Source organism: Clostridium senegalense (genome assembly GCF_018916625.1).
Lineage (GTDB): Bacteria > Bacillota > Clostridia > Clostridiales > Clostridiaceae > Clostridium_J > Clostridium_J senegalense.
Map to the genome: position 1 here is coordinate 66,263 of NZ_JAHLNC010000004.1, position 17,100 is coordinate 83,362.

At 26.1% G+C, this 17,100-nt stretch carries 17 protein-coding genes; 8 read left to right on the plus strand and 9 right to left on the minus strand.

The genetic code is table 11. The features are described 5' to 3' along the window. Nucleotides 1-58: 58 nt before the first annotated feature. Nucleotides 59-1,051, plus strand: coding sequence for a choloylglycine hydrolase family protein (locus KQI36_RS08975; protein WP_216450612.1), 993 nt, complete (start codon nt 59-61; stop codon nt 1,049-1,051). A gap of 284 nt (nt 1,052-1,335) precedes the next feature. Here the strand turns inward: KQI36_RS08975 and KQI36_RS08980 are convergent, their stop codons facing one another. Continuing rightward, the gene (locus KQI36_RS08980; protein ID WP_155844757.1) at nt 1,336-1,503 is read right to left on the minus strand and encodes a hypothetical protein; all 168 of its coding nucleotides are present in this window, start codon (nt 1,501-1,503) and stop codon (nt 1,336-1,338) included. A 156-nt stretch (nt 1,504-1,659) separates the two neighbouring features. Here KQI36_RS08980 and KQI36_RS08985 point away from each other — a divergent pair, with 156 nt between their 5' ends. Next, the gene (locus tag KQI36_RS08985) at nt 1,660-3,144 is read left to right on the plus strand and encodes a hypothetical protein (RefSeq protein ID WP_216450613.1); all 1,485 of its coding nucleotides are present in this window, start codon (nt 1,660-1,662) and stop codon (nt 3,142-3,144) included. A 40-nt stretch (nt 3,145-3,184) separates the two neighbouring features. Here KQI36_RS08985 and KQI36_RS08990 read toward each other — a convergent pair whose 3' ends face one another. Continuing rightward, nucleotides 3,185-4,015 carry an Mrp/NBP35 family ATP-binding protein gene (locus KQI36_RS08990; RefSeq protein WP_010294929.1) on the minus strand — a complete coding sequence of 277 codons (831 nt, stop codon included), beginning with the start codon at nt 4,013-4,015 and terminating at the stop codon, nt 3,185-3,187. Nucleotides 4,016-4,473: 458 nt separating this feature from the next. Between KQI36_RS08990 and KQI36_RS08995 the strand changes: the two genes are divergently transcribed. The 6 genes from KQI36_RS08995 to KQI36_RS09020 all read left to right on the plus strand — a co-directional run bounded on the left by KQI36_RS08995 (nt 4,474) and on the right by KQI36_RS09020 (nt 10,483). After that, nucleotides 4,474-5,340 carry a 50S ribosomal protein L11 methyltransferase gene (locus KQI36_RS08995; RefSeq protein ID WP_216450614.1) on the plus strand — a complete coding sequence of 289 codons (867 nt, stop codon included), beginning with the start codon at nt 4,474-4,476 and terminating at the stop codon, nt 5,338-5,340. 272 nt (nt 5,341-5,612) lie between these two features. Then, the gene (locus KQI36_RS09000) at nt 5,613-6,182 is read left to right on the plus strand and encodes a CD3072 family TudS-related putative desulfidase (protein WP_216450615.1); all 570 of its coding nucleotides are present in this window, start codon (nt 5,613-5,615) and stop codon (nt 6,180-6,182) included. Nucleotides 6,183-6,194: 12 nt separating this feature from the next. Continuing rightward, nucleotides 6,195-7,274, plus strand: a complete 1,080-nt coding sequence (locus tag KQI36_RS09005; RefSeq protein WP_216450616.1) for an ABC transporter ATP-binding protein — start codon at nt 6,195-6,197, stop codon at nt 7,272-7,274. Then, the gene (locus KQI36_RS09010; protein ID WP_216450617.1) at nt 7,267-8,160 is read left to right on the plus strand and encodes a carbohydrate ABC transporter permease; all 894 of its coding nucleotides are present in this window, start codon (nt 7,267-7,269) and stop codon (nt 8,158-8,160) included. The genes KQI36_RS09005 and KQI36_RS09010 overlap by 8 nt, the downstream gene beginning before the upstream one ends. A gap of 10 nt (nt 8,161-8,170) precedes the next feature. Then, on the plus strand, nt 8,171-8,995 hold the full coding sequence (locus KQI36_RS09015; RefSeq protein WP_216450618.1) for a carbohydrate ABC transporter permease: 825 nt from the start codon (nt 8,171-8,173) through the stop codon (nt 8,993-8,995). Nucleotides 8,996-9,121: 126 nt separating this feature from the next. Further along, on the plus strand, nt 9,122-10,483 hold the full coding sequence (locus KQI36_RS09020) for an ABC transporter substrate-binding protein (RefSeq protein ID WP_216450619.1): 1,362 nt from the start codon (nt 9,122-9,124) through the stop codon (nt 10,481-10,483). Nucleotides 10,484-10,509: 26 nt separating this feature from the next. Here the strand turns inward: KQI36_RS09020 and KQI36_RS09025 are convergent, their stop codons facing one another. The 7 genes from KQI36_RS09025 to KQI36_RS09055 all read right to left on the minus strand — a co-directional run bounded on the left by KQI36_RS09025 (nt 10,510) and on the right by KQI36_RS09055 (nt 17,090). After that, nucleotides 10,510-10,671: a hypothetical protein gene (locus KQI36_RS09025; RefSeq protein ID WP_216450620.1), complete on the minus strand. Its 162-nt coding sequence runs from the start codon at nt 10,669-10,671 to the stop codon at nt 10,510-10,512. A gap of 64 nt (nt 10,672-10,735) precedes the next feature. Next, nucleotides 10,736-11,164, minus strand: a complete 429-nt coding sequence (locus tag KQI36_RS09030; RefSeq protein ID WP_216450621.1) for a hypothetical protein — start codon at nt 11,162-11,164, stop codon at nt 10,736-10,738. Between the two features lie 115 nt (nt 11,165-11,279). After that, entirely contained in the window at nt 11,280-11,756 is a 477-nt protein-coding gene (locus KQI36_RS09035; protein WP_216450622.1) for a methylated-DNA--[protein]-cysteine S-methyltransferase, read from the minus strand. A gap of 57 nt (nt 11,757-11,813) precedes the next feature. Beyond that, nucleotides 11,814-12,605, minus strand: coding sequence for a response regulator (locus tag KQI36_RS09040; protein ID WP_216450623.1), 792 nt, complete (start codon nt 12,603-12,605; stop codon nt 11,814-11,816). Nucleotides 12,606-13,139: 534 nt separating this feature from the next. After that, complete coding sequence (locus KQI36_RS09045; RefSeq protein ID WP_216450624.1) at nt 13,140-14,549, minus strand: carbon starvation CstA family protein; 1,410 nt, start codon at nt 14,547-14,549, stop codon at nt 13,140-13,142. Nucleotides 14,550-14,687: 138 nt separating this feature from the next. Then, complete coding sequence (locus KQI36_RS09050) at nt 14,688-15,416, minus strand: LytR/AlgR family response regulator transcription factor (RefSeq protein WP_216450625.1); 729 nt, start codon at nt 15,414-15,416, stop codon at nt 14,688-14,690. Between the two features lie 15 nt (nt 15,417-15,431). Beyond that, complete coding sequence (locus KQI36_RS09055) at nt 15,432-17,090, minus strand: LytS/YhcK type 5TM receptor domain-containing protein (protein WP_216450626.1); 1,659 nt, start codon at nt 17,088-17,090, stop codon at nt 15,432-15,434. Nucleotides 17,091-17,100: the final 10 nt, after the last annotated feature.

Consider the following 17,100-nt stretch of genomic DNA (forward strand, 5'->3'; position numbering starts at 1 on the left):
AAGGTATACTACATTTAATAATATGTTACAGTGAATAAAAAGCAGGAGGAATACAATTATGTGTACAAGTGTAACCTTAGAAACACAAGATGGAAATCATTTTTTAGCAAGAACTATGGATTTTTCACTTATATTAAATCCCACTGCAATTATGTATCCTAGAAAATATAATTGGAAATTATACCATGATAAACAATCCATAGAAGTTAATTTTGCTTTTTTAGGAGTAGGTCAAAAATTCAACGAAAATTATTGTGCTTTTGCAGATGGTACCAATGAAAAAGGTTTTTCATGTGCATCTCTATATTTTCCTGGATATGCAACCTATTCTGACAAAGAATCAAATTCTTTATTAAACATTGCACCTTATGAAGTAGTTCCATACTTATTGAGTAAATGTGAATCTGTACAGAATGCTATAAAAGAAATTGAAAAAATACACTTGATGAATAGAGCTTTAGATGAAATGCAATTATTACCACCACTTCATTGGATTGTCAGTGATAAAAGTGGAGATTGTATAGTTATCGAACCGACAAAAAATGGTTTAGAAATTAAAGAAAATCCTATTGGAGTTATGACAAATAGTCCTGAATTTAACTGGCATATGACTAATTTAAGAAATTATGTTGGTATTAATCCATTAAAAAAGAAAGAAGTTACCTTAGGAAATATTACATTTAAGCCACTTTCTCAAGGTTCTGGTACACTGGGATTGCCTGGAGATTTTACATCACCATCTAGATTTGTTAAAACAGTATTTGCAAAATATGCAAGTATTGATTGTAAAAATGAAATAGAAGGCGTAACAAATATTTTTCATATACTTGAGGCAGTAACTATACCTAAAGGTAATGTTATCACAGAATACAATAAAATTGACTATACTCAATATACTTCTTGTTTCAATTTAGATAAAGGAATACTCTATTATAAAACATACGATAATTCGCAACTAACAGCAATTTCATTATTTAATGAAAATTTAGATAGTGATGATATTAAATCATGGAATATGACATTTAAACAAAACATTAATTTTTGTAATTAACTAGTTAATTAGTTTAACTAACCATCTTCTTATAAATAATACATAATTTAAAATCACCAATAAAACATGTAATTTTTATTGGTGATTTTTATATTATTAATTTAGGAATTCAAAAACTACTACGTATATAAAAATAATTTAACTTAAGGTAATTATTAAAGCTTTCATACAACAACTAAATAATCTAAAAGAAAAATAGTGATAATAAGAAATTAATCTATCATCACTATTTTATAGGTACCCTTATAAAATATTTACTTTTCTTAGTAATCTACTATTAAATTTTATTTCATTGATTTTTTTATGTTTTTTATCATTATAGACATATCTTTTCCCATCTCCATAGAGAATTTTTTTATTTCCCTTTTAGTTTTAGCAGTTAATTTTTTCATTTTCTTCATATTAGGCATATTATTCATTCTACTTTTTCTACTTCTTCTCATCTTTTTCATTTTTATTCCTCCTAAAATTTATTTTATATGATTAGTTTGCTCATTTTTTCAAATAAGAAACTAGTAAATTTTACTTATAATATATTTTTTATGTATCATAATAAAAAATACTTCATATTATATTAATGTATTAATATATCTAGGAGTGTTTAATTAATGTATGTTAGATATCCGTATGAAAATAAATTTAAAGATTTAGATGATGGACTAAATTTAGAAGAAGCTAATTCTGATTTTTTTATAGCAAATAGACAAATTCCAAGACCACCTATAAATTTTCCAGACTTTAACCCTAATCAACCACCTATAAATAATCCTAGTCAAAACAGTGGTCAACCATCTACACCACCACCTAATTTTACCCCACAAAAATCTAATTTTAAAAGTGGGCCACAAACTAAAGCAGTATCTCCAAACTCTATAAGACCTTGTACTTTTCAATTTGTTTATATTTGGCCACGTAACGGAAATGGTTTTTGGGCTTGGTTAATAGGTGTTGATAGAAACTCGGCTTTTGGTTTTAGATGGAATGGACGAAGATGGGTTTATTTTGGAATTGGTCTAAATAGAATAGATTACTTTGAATGTTTTGGACGTTCATCTGAAGAAAACATATATACTGATAATTCATTAAAAGATGAATTAGTTTTAAAACCACTTGATTTAGATTGCTATGATTTTTCTAGAGAATCTAACAAAAAAAACTATGACCAACCAGTAGGTTCTCCACCTAATTTTACACCTAAAAAAGCAAATCTTAATGAAAAACAAAATAAAACAGTGTCTTCTAACTCATTAAGACCGTGCTTATATGAATATGTATATTTATGGCTTTATAATGGAAATTCATTTTGGGCTTGGCTAACCAGAATTGATAAAAAAACTGCCTCTGGATACCGTTGGAAAAATGGTCGTTGGGTTTACTTTGGTATAGATTTAAATAGAATTGCTTACTTTGAATGCTTTCATAGAGAAACTAAAAACAATGCTAAAACTAATATGACCTATGTTGAAAGTATAAATCAAATTTCTGATTTTATTTATGATAAAAAAATAGCACCAAATTCTTTTTCAATAATATATCCTTTCTTTAAAGGATTATCAAGTAAATCAGCTGAAGATTCTATAAACAATCTTATAGTTGATAAATATATGTCACTTATAAGACGAGAACTTTTTGTAGAAAAGAAAGTTGTGTATATGGATATTTATGGATCATATTCATTATCACTTCAAGTAGAAAATATAGCAAGTTTTATATTTTATCTTTACTCTTATGGATTTAATAATGAAGAAAGCATATCTTATGCTTCTTTAACTGTTAATTATGAAACTGGTAATTTAGTTGGATTAAAGGATTTATTTAATCTTAAATCAAACTATATTGAAAAACTAAATAGTTTATCTATTGCTTTTCTCCAAAAACAAAATCCTGAAAAAGCTAAATTATTTAAAGGTATAACAGAAAATCAAGAATTTTTCCTAACACCTAATTCCTTAGTTTTATATAACAGAAATGAGACTAATGATTCTACTCCAGATTATTTATCCGTTGATTTTATATTTATTCCATATAATGATATAACCGATTTACTAACAGAAAAAGGTCCAATAAAAAAAATTATGGATTCTAATAAATAGAAAATAAGAGAACAAATTTTCAAAATTTGTTCTCTTATTTTTATTTGCAAAACTTTTCTATTTCATCTGTTATTTCATTTAAAGTTTCTTCCACTTTATCACCGTATTGTGTTACTTCACCATCAGATATTTTAGCTAAATCTAAAGTCATAGGCATTTCACCTAATAACTTAGTATGCATTCTATCTATGTACTCTTTAAAATCTTCATCTTTAAAGATTTTTATTTTAGTATTACAATCTGGACAAACTAAATAACTCATATTTTGTATTACACCTAAAACTTCAACATTCATTTTACGTGCCATATTTATTGATTTTGCTACTATCATAGAAACCATATCCTGAGGTGTTGTAACAACTACCACTCCATTTATTGGAATAGATTGCATAACAGTTAATGGTACATCACCAGTTCCCGGAGGCATATCTATTATAAGATAATCTAACTCGCCCCAATAAACATCTGTCCAAAATTGTTTAACTGTAGCTGAGACTGCTGGACCTCTTAAAATTACTGGAGACTCCTCGTCATTTATCAAAAAGTTAATAGACATAACTTTTATATCTTCTTTTGATGCTACTGGCAATATACCTTGTTCTGATCCAAAAACTTCTGTTTCTTTTATATTTAAAAGTCTTGGAATACTTGGGCCAGTAATATCTGCATCTAATACACCTACAGAATAACCTTTTTTTCTTAATGTTTTTGCTATCATAGTAGACATTGTAGATTTACCTACGCCACCTTTTCCACTCATAACAGCAATAACTTTTTTAACTTTATTATTAACATTATTTTCTATAGAACAACTTCCCTTGTCAGAAGTACACTTGCCTTTACTTGGACATGTATCGCAATTTGAAGACATATTATCCCCTCCTTATAATAACTCTCAACTTAACTTTATCATAATTTTATTAATAAATAAAATTTCATACCTAATAATCTAAGACTATATTACTTTTTAATCTTTAAATAATTTCTATCTACTAAAAATTACTTAATCTATCTAATTTTTTTAATTTTCTATTGAATAAATGATACATTTTTTACAATATAATTAAATATATCTCTATTTTTATTGAAAACTAATATAAACTTATCTATAATAATACTAAAATAATTTTTTAAAATAATTTTTATTAATTTATTTTATACCTATTGTATGTTTTATATTAGATGAATTTATTTACTACTTTAATAATTATTAATTATATTTCTAATATTGTTCTTATTTTTTTCTTTTTAGTTAATACTAAAATTAGAATATATAATTAAAGGTATTATATATCTATGCATTAGGTATACAAGGAGGAAATATATAATATGTTTAAACTTACTTTTAAATTTCCACTCTCTAAAGCTGATGAAGCCACAGAAAAACTTTATATTCATGATATATATAATGTATTTTATGAAAGTCCTATAACTATAACTAAAACAGATTATGGATATGGTTATTACGAAAATGAAGATGAATTTGTTGATTTTAATATAGTTGTAGAAAGTGATGATATAGAAGAAGCTCAAAACCAAAAAAAAGTTATAATGAATACCCTTAATGTTAATGAAATTAAAATAGAATCCATAAATAATGTAGAATTAAATGAAACTTTAGAACCTATAGATTTAAATAATGGTTGGGTTTTATGTTCACCTGAATATGAAGTTGAAGGAAAAAATAAAATTAATTTTATTCCTCAAGGTGCATTTGGAACTGGTTTACATGAAACGACTCAAGATTGTTTAAGATATATTTTAGATGAAGATTTTAAAAATAAATCTGTATTAGATATTGGTACTGGTTCTGGCATCCTTTCAATTGCTACTGCAATAAAAAAAGCTGAAACTGTAATTGCTGTTGATATACGAGATGTTAACGAAGAAATCCAGCTAAATGCATCATTAAATGAACTTGATAATATAGATGTTTATGTTGGTAATATATTAGAAAATGAAATAACATTTAAAGATAAATTTGATTATATTATTATAAATATTGGTGGAGAAGAAACACAAATGTTTATGAATTTTATAGATAATCATCTTAAAAAAAGTGGTACCCTTTTAGTATCTGGATTAGTTGAGTGGACATTTGATTTAGTTATCGATAAGATTAAAGATTACGGATACACTTTAATTTCTAGTTGTCAAACAAATGAGTGGTGCACTGCATTACTTACTAAAATTTAAAATAGAAAAAGCTATAAAATAGAAATTTAAATTCTATTTTATAGCTTTTTCTATTTTAATAAGTTTTTATTCTAATATTATACTTGTAGAATTTTAAATTCTATTTTTCATATTACTTTAAACTTTTTAAATACTTCAAAATTAGTTTTATTTTTATAACTTATAGGAAATTCAAATAAAATATAGCTTATTTATTTGTTTTGTATATTTGTAATTTTTTGTATATACATTATACTATAAGTGCATATATTTTAAAAATTTTAGGAGATTTTATGAAAAATTTGAATAAAAACAAGAAAATTATAATAATTTGTCATTGTCTAATTAATAGTAATTCCAAAGTTTATAATTTTGGAATTGTTAAAGAAGATTTTGAACAAAGAAAAAAAGATCTAATTAATTTATTTATAAATAATAATATAGGAATAATTCAACTTCCCTGCCCTGAGCTAACTTGCTATGGCTGTAATAGATGGGGACATGTTAAAGAGCAATTTGATACTCCCCATTTTAGAAAAACTTGCAAAACTTTATTAGAGAATTATGTTGACCAAATAGAAGATTATATAAAAAATGATTTTTCAATTTTAGGTGTAATCGGTATAAATGGAAGTCCTAGTTGCGGTGTTGATAAAACTTGTTCTGGTAAATGGTATGGTGAATTATCTTCTAATGAAAATTTATCAAATATGTTATCTTCATTAACTGTTGTAGATGAGGCTGGAGTATTTATTGAAGAATTAATTTCAATTTTTGAAACTAAAAATATTAAGATTCCTATTCTTGGATTAGATAGCATGAATATAGATAAAATTTTTAAGTTATTTGAATCTAAAATTTAGAAAGGTGATTATATGGATTTAAAAATAGAAAATCTTTCTGTAAAATTTAAAGATTTTACAGCAGTTAATAACCTTAATTTACATGTTAAATCTGGTGAGCTTATAAGTCTTCTTGGTCCAAGTGGATGTGGCAAAAGCACAACTATCTTTACAATTTCAGGTATACATAAGCCTTGTAATGGTTCAATTTATTTTGATGATACTGTAATAAACGATTTAGTACCAGAAAAACGTAACATAGGAATGGTTTTTCAAAATTATTCTCTTTATCCACATATGAATATTTTTGATAACATAGCCTTTCCACTAAAATTAAAAAAACAAAACAAAAAAGATATAAAAAATGCTGTAATAAGTATGGCTAAATTAGTTAAAATTGAAGAGTTGCTTAAAAGAAAACCCTCTCAGCTCTCTGGTGGTCAACAACAAAGGGTTGCTATTGCAAGAGCATTAGTAAAAAAGCCTGAAATATTACTGCTAGATGAACCTTTGTCTAATTTAGATGCTAGACTACGTGTTGAAATGAGGGAGGAAATACGACGACTTCAAAAGGATTTAAAAATAACTACAATTTTTGTAACTCATGACCAAGAGGAAGCATTAAGTATATCTGATAAAATAGTTATTTTAAAAGATGGTATTCTTCAGCAATATGATTTACCAAATAAATTATATTCAAATCCTAAAAATTTATTTGTAGCAAAATTTATTGGTAATCCTTCCATTAATATTTTAGATTGCCATATAGATAAACAAAATGACATCTTCAATATTTTAGGAACTAATTTAAAATTAAGTAGCTTTATAAATCTAAGCAAAATTCCTAATAATATGTCTAATTGTAAAGCTGGAATACGTCCTGAAGATTTTTTAATAAGTGATTCAAATGGAATTTTCAGTGGAAACATTGTAGATACTGAAAATCTTGGAAAAGATTCTATATTAAAAATTAACATTAATAATTTTATAGTTAAAGTAGTAGTTCCTTATGATTCTGTTAATAAAACTTTAGTAGCTCCTTTAATTGGAGTTAAGCCAAAGAAAATATTATTTTTCAATCCTTCAACTGAGGAGACTATAAATTTTGAATAATAATAGAAATTTAAAAAGTTTTTTCAAAGGACTACTATATATATCACCAGTATTAATAATACTAATTGTTTTTAATATTTATCCTATATTAAAAACTTTTGATATGAGCTTTTATAGCAAATATAACTATCAAAAAAATTTAGTTTTTGAAAGAGGTATAGATAACTACATATATTTATTAAATGATGATGATTTTTTTATAGCAATAAAAAACACTTTTATATATGCTAGTTTAGTAATGCCGATTTCAATAATATTATCTTTATCTATAGCCATACTTTTAAATTCAAATATAAAGTTAAAAGGCTTTTTTAGAAGTATATACTTTTTACCTTTTGTAACATCTAGCATAGCTATTTCTATGGTTTGGAGATGGATTTTCCATGGTGATCATGGTCTACTAAATTATTTACTTTCTGTATTTAATATAGATCCTATTAATTGGCTTTCAGATCCTAGTAAATCCATGATTAGTTTAATAATTGTTAGTGTATGGAGGAATTTAGGCTATAATATAATAATATTTTTATCCGGATTGCAAAGCATTGATGAAAAATATAATATAGTTGCTAGAATTGATGGTGCTAATTTTTTTCAGCGAGTTAAAAATATTACAATTCCTCTTTTATCACCTACCCTATTTTTTGTATGTATAATAACTTGCATAAATTCTTTCAAAGTTTTTGGAGAGGTTTTTGCTCTTTTTGATAAACAACCTGGTCCACTAAATAGTTGCTTAACAATGGTTTATTATATATACAATAAATTTTATAATCATTACCAATATGGCATAGCATCTGCTGCTGCATTAATACTATTTTTAATAATAGTTATTTTAAACACAATACAATTTAAAATTGGCAGAAAAAAAGTTAACTATGATTAGAGGTGATAAAATGAATAAATTTAAGTTTTCAAAGCTTTTTACTTATTTGATATTAACTTTAGGCTGTATTATAACCTTATTACCTTTTGTATGGATGTTAAGTACCTCATTAAAATCTCTTAATGAAGTCTTTATAATGCCACCGGAAATTATACCTAAAAATCCGAAGTTTTCTAACTATAAAGAAGTAGCAACGCAAATTCCAATTGTTACTTACTTTATTAATACTTTAATTATTACTTTCATTGTTACCATTGGAACTTTAATTACAACTATATTAGCTTCATTTGGATTTTCTAAAATAGATTTTTGGGGTAGAGATATTATTTTTTCAATTATGATAGGAACAATGATGGTACCTGGTGAACTCATGTTGATTCCTAATTACATTACAATAGTAAAACTCGGTTGGATAAATACTTTTAAGGGCCTTACTATACCTTGGATAATAAGCGTTTTTTCAGTATTTTTGTTAAGACAATTTTTCTTAACAATTCCAAATTCACTTTACTATGCAGCTAAATTAGATGGTTGTAGTGATTTTAAATATCTTTGGACAATAATGGTTCCCATATCAAAACCTGCACTACTAACTATTGCACTTTTAAAAATAGTTAATAGCTGGAATGAATTTTTATGGCCTCTCATTGTTACTAATATTCCAACAATGAGAACGTTACCAGTAGGTATAATGAATTTTACTTCCGAAGCAGGAGGTAATTATCACCTACTCATGGCCGCTACCACTATTGTCATAGTTCCTATATTAATAATATATTTTGTTCTGCAAAAGTATGTTATTTCTGGTATAACCAAATCTGGTATAAAGGGTTAAAATTTAGACTTATATATATATAAATTATCTTATCGAATGATAAAAGTATAAGTTGAAACTTTTAAATCCTATAAAAATAATTAATTTAATAATATTAAATATAAACGATATAAGGGGGACAGACTTATGAAATTCAAAAAACTAACAGCACTTGTTACATCATGCATATTAACTTTAGGTTTAATTGGATGTGGTAATTCTGCTGAAACTTCAACAAATGTTAAGGAAACAGAATCTAAAATTGCAACTGAAATTAAAGATCCAGTTAGTATTGAATTTTGGCATGCAATTAATGGAGAAAATGAAAAAGTACTAAAAGAAATCACAGAAAAATTCAACAAAAAAAATGATGGTAAAATAACAGTAAATTTAGTTTATCAAGGTCATTACAAAGAACTATTTTCTAAACTTGAAGGCGCGTCAAAATCTAATCAACTACCTGCTTTATCTATGATATATCCGAATAGATTAACAGCTTATGTTATGAACGATTTAGTTGAAGATTTAAATCCGTATATAGAAAATGAGAAAATAGGATTTTCTAAAGATAGCTGGAATGATATTCCTGAATTTTTAAGGGATAATGGTATGTGGAATGAAAAACATTACTCATTACCTTTTAATAAATCTACCTATCTTTTATTCTATAATGAAGATTTACTTAAAGAAAAAAATGTTAAAGTTCCAACTAACTGGAATGAACTTAAAGATGCAGCTAAAACATTAACTGTTGATAAGGATAATGATGGTACTACAGACACTGTTGGACTAGCATTAAATTCTTCTGTAGGTATAGATTCTAGTTTTTGGGTAGAACAAGCTGGTGGACACCTTATAGATGAAGAAAATGATAAAATATTATTTAACTCTCAAGAAACTGCCGAAGCTTTTGATTTCTTAGCTGGAATGGTTAAAGATGGCTCTGCTAAAGTATGCACTGAAGAAAAATATATGACTGGACCTTTTGGTAGAGGGGAAGCTGCTATGGGTATATCATCAATTTCTGCATTACCTGATATAATAAAAACTTGCAGTGGAAATAATATAAACTTTAAAACTGCAGTATTGCCTGAAAACAAACAAAAGGCTGCTCTTTTTGCAGGTACAGATGTTACAATTTTCAACACTCCATCACCTGAAGAAAAACTTGCAGCATTTGAATTCATTAAATTCTTTATGGAAGAAGAAAATCAATTAACATGGGGCACAAACTCTGGCTACTTACCACTTAGAAAATCTGTTTTAGAATCAAATGATTTTAAAAACTACGTAGAAAAAGAAAATCCAGCTAAAGGTGTAGCTGTTGAAGAATTTGATTATGGATACTGTGACCCTAAAGTATTAAATGGTTATTCTATACATGAAAATATGAACAAGGCATTACAACAAATTTTATTAGAAGAAAAAGACACAAAAGCCGCTTTAGATGAAGCTGAAACTAATACTAGAAAAGCATTAGATGAAGCTAAAAAATCTTTTGGTAATTAACAACAAAGAAATAGAAGGTTAAGAGATTAACCTTCTATTTCTTTATTTTTTGAAGTACCTTCTTTAACTTTTTCTAAATAATCAGTTTGATTTACTATATTTTCCTCAAATCTTTCAACAGCATTTTTAGTATAATTACCTACCGCTGCTATGTTTTTATTTGTTTTATTATTTATTTTATTAGTCATAAATTTAATTCTCCTTGGAGTTATTTTATTTATTACTTATTCTTCTCATATAAGATAAAATTTATTACTCTTTATCTAAATCTTTTTGAATATCACTCCATCTTTTCTTAGGTTCTTCTAGTAACCTTATTCTTTCTTTTTTTATATTGTTTCTTACAACTAAAATAATTCCTAAATCAATTAAAGCATATAAAGAATATTTTTTACTATTTTCAGTACACTGTATTATTCGTTTTTGTACTTCATCAAGTTCCTTTTCATTTAAACTTTTATTTAAAACCGAGGCTTCATAATAAACTTTTAGCTCACTTACTTCATTTGAATTTAAGTACATGGAAAAACTAAAAAAGATTCCAACCAAAATTATTATCACATATAATGCATTTTTAAAACCATTTTCACTTAATTTTAACTTTACTAAACAATCTTTTATTAATAAATAGACTAAAAATACAAATAAAATTACACCTAAAATTGTAATAAAAGTTATCACTTCCTACACTCTCCTTTTTACTTTATTTTATTTATTTGTATCATTATACTATTATAGTGTAAAATTTTTTAACAGTTTAGTTTTATTAATTATATTTTTACATATATTTAACATATTATACATTTTCTATTTCATGTTTTAACAACCATTCTTTTTTATCTAACCCACCAGCATACCCAACTAATTTTCCATTTTTTCCTATAACTCTATGACAAGGTATTATTATCGGTACTTTATTTTTATTATTAGCATTTCCAACTGCTCTAACAGCTTTTTCATTGTTTATACTTATAGCGATATCTTTATAAGTTTTTACTGTTCCATAAGGAATATTTTTCAATTCTTTCCAAACACTTTTTTGAAATTCTGTTCCCTTTAAAGCTACTTTAACTTCAAAGTCTTTTCTCTTTCCAGTAAAGTATTCGTTTAACTCTTCAACACATTGATTGATTATAGAATTTAATCTATTACTTTTCAATTCTATTTCATCTATCTGATGAACAAATTTAATTTCAGTTATAGCTTCATTATCTGCATGTATTTTTAAAATTCCAATCGGTGAATTATAATAACAAAAATAAATATTTTCCATGATTTTCTCCTTATTAATATTTTATAAATTTTTATATTGATTTTATTTTAAGCATTTTTATCTATTTTTTATTTCTTTTACAACTTCTTTTATTTTTTCATTTAAAATATGAATTCTAATATTTGTCTTTAACTTTGATATAAATAAACTTTCATCAATTGGCTTACCTATTATATCATCAGCTCCAGAATTTAAAATACTAGATAAAATTTTTGAGTTTGTTAAAGAAGTCACTGCTATTATTATAGCCTTTCTATTATTATTTCTTATTTTCTGTATTAAGTCTTTTCCAAATTCATTTTGCAAAACTATATCTATCAAATATAAATCGTATTTTTTTCCACTTTCAAATAATTCTTTACCAGAATTAAAATATTCAACATTATTTATTCCATATTTATTTAAAATATCTTTTTCTATCATTTTCTCTAAAGAATTATCGTCAACTATAGCAAAATTTAATAACTTTAAGTTTGCCATATAATCATCTTCTTTTAATATTTCTGATATTCGATTTATTATACCATCTTGTATATTATCCTTTAAAATATAATCTGTAATTCCTAAATTAAATAGCTCTTTTTTTTCTTCATCTACATTATTACTACTAACTACTATTATAGGAACTTCATTTTTTTTACTTACATTTACTCTTTTTAAAAATTCTTCGATAGTCCCTTCCCTACCGATTAAAGATGTAATTATTAAATCTATATCATTGTCTTTTAGTATATTATATCCATCATAAAAATTATCTGTAGTTAAATAACTATATCCCTTTTCTACTAAACTTTGTTTAATTATTTTACAAAAAAACTCACTTTGCTCAATATGAAGAATCTTATACATGTTTTTTCCTCCTACTTTAATTATAAAATATACGTTTACATTTCCCTTTAATTATAAGGTTCTAATCATGTACGTAAAATCAATCCACTCTATTCTACTAAAATATCTTTTTTCTTTGTTATAGGATTCCAAACTGAATTTTTGATTTATTCGCTTACCTAAGATATCTTTTAATGGTACATAGAACTTTAAGTTAGTTATGATTATTAGAATTTCTCAAAACAACTAACTGAATGACGGTTTAAAGTTATATTTACCATTTTTTCTAACAATAAATTCCTTACATAATTTTAGCTATCAACTTGGAACCCTATATTACTACATTATTTAATAATAAAAATTTTAAATACAAGATTACCTTTATATAAATATTCGTTATTTTAATATATAAATTTTCGCAAATGTAATATACTGACGATTATATGTAATATAAATTTTTATAAATATAAAAAGTGCTTCTTTAAACCAATTTTATCATTTAAAGAAACACTTTTTACTCTTTGTATAATAAGTTTATTTTATTTTTACATTTAATTAAGCCTTAATTTCCTTGTCTTTTTTCTTTGTATATCTCATAAAAATTATGAATAAGATTAATGCAAATGCCACTCCTATTATGTTTGATACCATTGCATTTAACCTTAACCCTTCTGGTGCTTGTAATATATATGCACTAGTTACTGCAGACATAAATACTGCTGGTATTGCACAAAGCCAATAATTTTTCCCTGATTGAACTAAATATGCTGCTGACGCCCATAACATTATCATTGCAAGAGTTTGGTTCGCCCAAGAGAAATATCTCCATATTACTGTAAAGTCTATCATAGTAAGACCTATTCCAACTACAAACAATGGTATAGCTATTTTAAATCTATTAGCTATTTTATCTTGCTTCATTCCCATAGAATCTGCAATTGTTAATCTAGCACTTCTAAATGCTGTATCACCTGAAGATATAGGACAAGCTACAACTCCTAAAATCGCTAATATTGCTCCAACCTTACCCATTAAAGTATTAGATATTGTATTTACAACTCCTGCTGGGCCTCCATTTGCTATAGCATCTTGTAATCCTTCAGTTCCTCCAAAGAATGACATTGCTGCCGCTGCCCATATAAGTGCTATAACACCTTCAGCTATCATTGCACCATAAAATACTTTTCTAGCTTCACTTTCTCTTTTTACACATCTAGCCATTATTGGTGATTGTGTTGCATGGAAACCTGATATAGCCCCACATGCTATTGTTATAAATAAGTATGGGAATATAGGTGTTCCTTTTGGATGGAAATTAACTAATGTAACCTCTGGTATGTTATAACCACCAATTACTATTCCAACTCCAATACCTACTGCCATTATAAGTAATGTCGCTCCAAATAAAGGATATATTTTTCCTATTATTTTATCTACTGGAAGTACTGTTGCTGCTATGTAATAAATTATTATTATTCCTATTAAAATTCTTCTATCTATTCCAGTTAAAGTTTTCAATAAATCTGCTGGTCCTGTTAAAAACACCACACCTACTAAAATTAATAAAACAACTGAAAATACTATCATTATTTTTCTTGGACCTTCTCCCAAATACTTACCTACAAGTTCTGAAACTGAAGCTCCGTCATTTCTCATTGAAAGCACACCTGTAAAATAATCATGAACTGCACCTGCAAAAATACATCCAAAAACGATCCATAAAAATGCTGCTGGACCCCACAATGCTCCTGAAATAGCTCCAAATATTGGTCCTAAACCTGCTATATTTAAAAATTGAATTAAGAAAATTTTTGGCCAACTCATTGGCACATAGTCAACTCCATCTTGTAAAGTTTCCGCAGGAGTTGCATTTTTGTCATCGATTCCAAATGTCCTGTCTACAAATTTTCCATAAGTAAAATATCCGACTATTAACAATACTAATGATGCTAAAAACGAAATCATTTTATCATCTCCCCCAAAATATTTATTATTATTGCACCTTTATTGTATGCAATTTTCGCTCAATTCAAAACATAATGGGAATGAGATGCTTAATTTAGGTATGAAATGCAATATTCCTACACGAATTGACATAAACCTTTACATATTAATTAATTTTCTAAAAGTTTTTGTATTTTGCCTACTGACAGGCACATCTTTACCTATATCCTTTAATTTTAATACATATGTACAATTAAACCATGGTACAACCTCTTTCACCTTATCTAAATTAACTATATAAGACCTATGACATTTATAAAATTTTTCTTTATTTAACTTTTTCATAATGTCAGAAATCTTATTTTTAGATATATACTCACCACTTTTAGTAAACACCTTTACAACCTTACCATGAGCTTCTATATAATAAATTTCATCTGCATCTATTAAATACATTTTTCCTTCATCTATGATTGTTATTTTTTCTATAACTGTATTTATATTATCACTCTCTTTGATATCAGTCTTTTTAGTACTATCTTCTAATCGTTTTAAGCAAGATAAAATTCTCTCCTCTGAATAAGGTTTTAAAAGATAATCAAAAGCATGAATCTCAAAAGCTTCAACTGCATATTCTTTATATGCTGTTATAAATATTATTTTAATTTTATTATTTATTCTACTTAATAGTTTTGCTACTCCCACTCCATTTAATCCTGGCATATTTATATCTAAAAAAGCAACATCTATATGTTCATTTTCCATAAATTTAAGTACATCTAATCCATTTTCAAATTCCTTAATAATTTCTAGATTACTAAATTCAGTTATAAAATATTTTAATTCTTCTCTTGATGGAAATTCATCATCTGCTATTATACATCTCATAATATCACCTAACCTTTAATTTATAATAAAACTTATTCTTGTTCCTTTTTCTAATCTTTCAATTTCAAGTCCTTTTCCATATATAAGTTTTACTCTACTATGAACATTGTATAGACCGATTTTATTTTCATCCACTTTATCATTGTATATTTGATCTACTATATTATTATCTATACCACAGCCATCATCTTCTATTATAACTTTGAATCCATTATGTACTTTTTTAACTTCTATCCACACATTTTTTCCAAAAACATCTTCTAAAATCCCATGCTTTATAGCATTTTCAACTAACGGTTGTATAATCAAAGTTGGAACTCTTGCTTTTCTAGCTTCTTCATCAATATCATAATGAACTTCTATTTTATCTCCAAATCTACATTTTTCAATATAAACATAAGCCTTAACATGTTCCATTTCTTCATCTAGTTCTACTAAATTTTCCTTAAACTCAATATTATATCTTAAATAATTTGAAAGGTTTATTATTAATTCTCTGGCTTTACTCGGATTTATTCTTATAAAAGATGTTATAGTATTCAATGCATTAAATAAAAAATGAGGATTTATTTGCGCTTGCAGTGCTTTTATTTCGGCTTTTTTAGCCATATCTTCAAGCTTTTTTATATTTCCAAGCTGTATTTGAGTAGATATCAAGTTACTAAGACCTAAAATTAAATATTTTTTTCCTTCTGTTACCTTACTGTTCTTATTAAAATAAACTTTCAAAACCCCTATTACTTCTTTATCATAATTTAGCGGCGTTATAATACCGGATTTTATTTCTATACCATCAATACAATTATAGCCTATCTCCTCTTCTTTATCAGATATAATCACTGTTTCTCCTGTATTTATAGCTCTTTTAGTATATTCTCCAACTATTTCTTTGCTTTTTATATTTAATTTATTATTTTTAGAGCTATACGCTAATATATGCTCTTTTCCTGTTATTATTGCTACTTCTCCACCTACTCCTACTCTTATAATTTCACAAACTTTTTCTAATGATGCTTCACTTAAATCTTTAAAATATGGAAGAGTTTTGTTAGCAATTTCAAGTGCTAATTTAGCTTGTTCTCCTGCTACCTTTTCTTTTTCCTTAAATATATTATCAATTATGCCTATAACTAATACAACGCCCAGTCCATTTATAACCACCATTGGAATATAAATTGAGCTTATGATTTCACTTCCTGTTGGAACCATTATCCTAATTAAAATCATACTAAAACTTTCAATTACTACAGCACAAAAGCAACCAAATACATACTTACCATTTGTATTAACCAATTTATATAAATACCCTGGCATAATACCAGCTACTATTGTACTTATAGCACATGGAATTGCAGTTGTAGCACCAACCCCTGAAATAATTCTATGAAAACTAGCAACTATCCCTGCTATTCCCCCAACTAACGGTCCACAAACTATAGACGCTACTATAATACCAACATTCCTTATATTTACTATAGCACCATAATAATCTACTCCAAAATAAGTGCCAACAATCCCCAAACCTGAAAAAATAGCTGATAATATAACTATGTCTTTAATAGTATATTTACTATTGTCTAAAGCTTTTTTAAAAGTTTTACTTTTTGAAATTGTAAAAGCAATTAAAATAACATATCCTAAATTGCTCATAAGCGTATTTGTTAATGTCCACATAATACTTCCT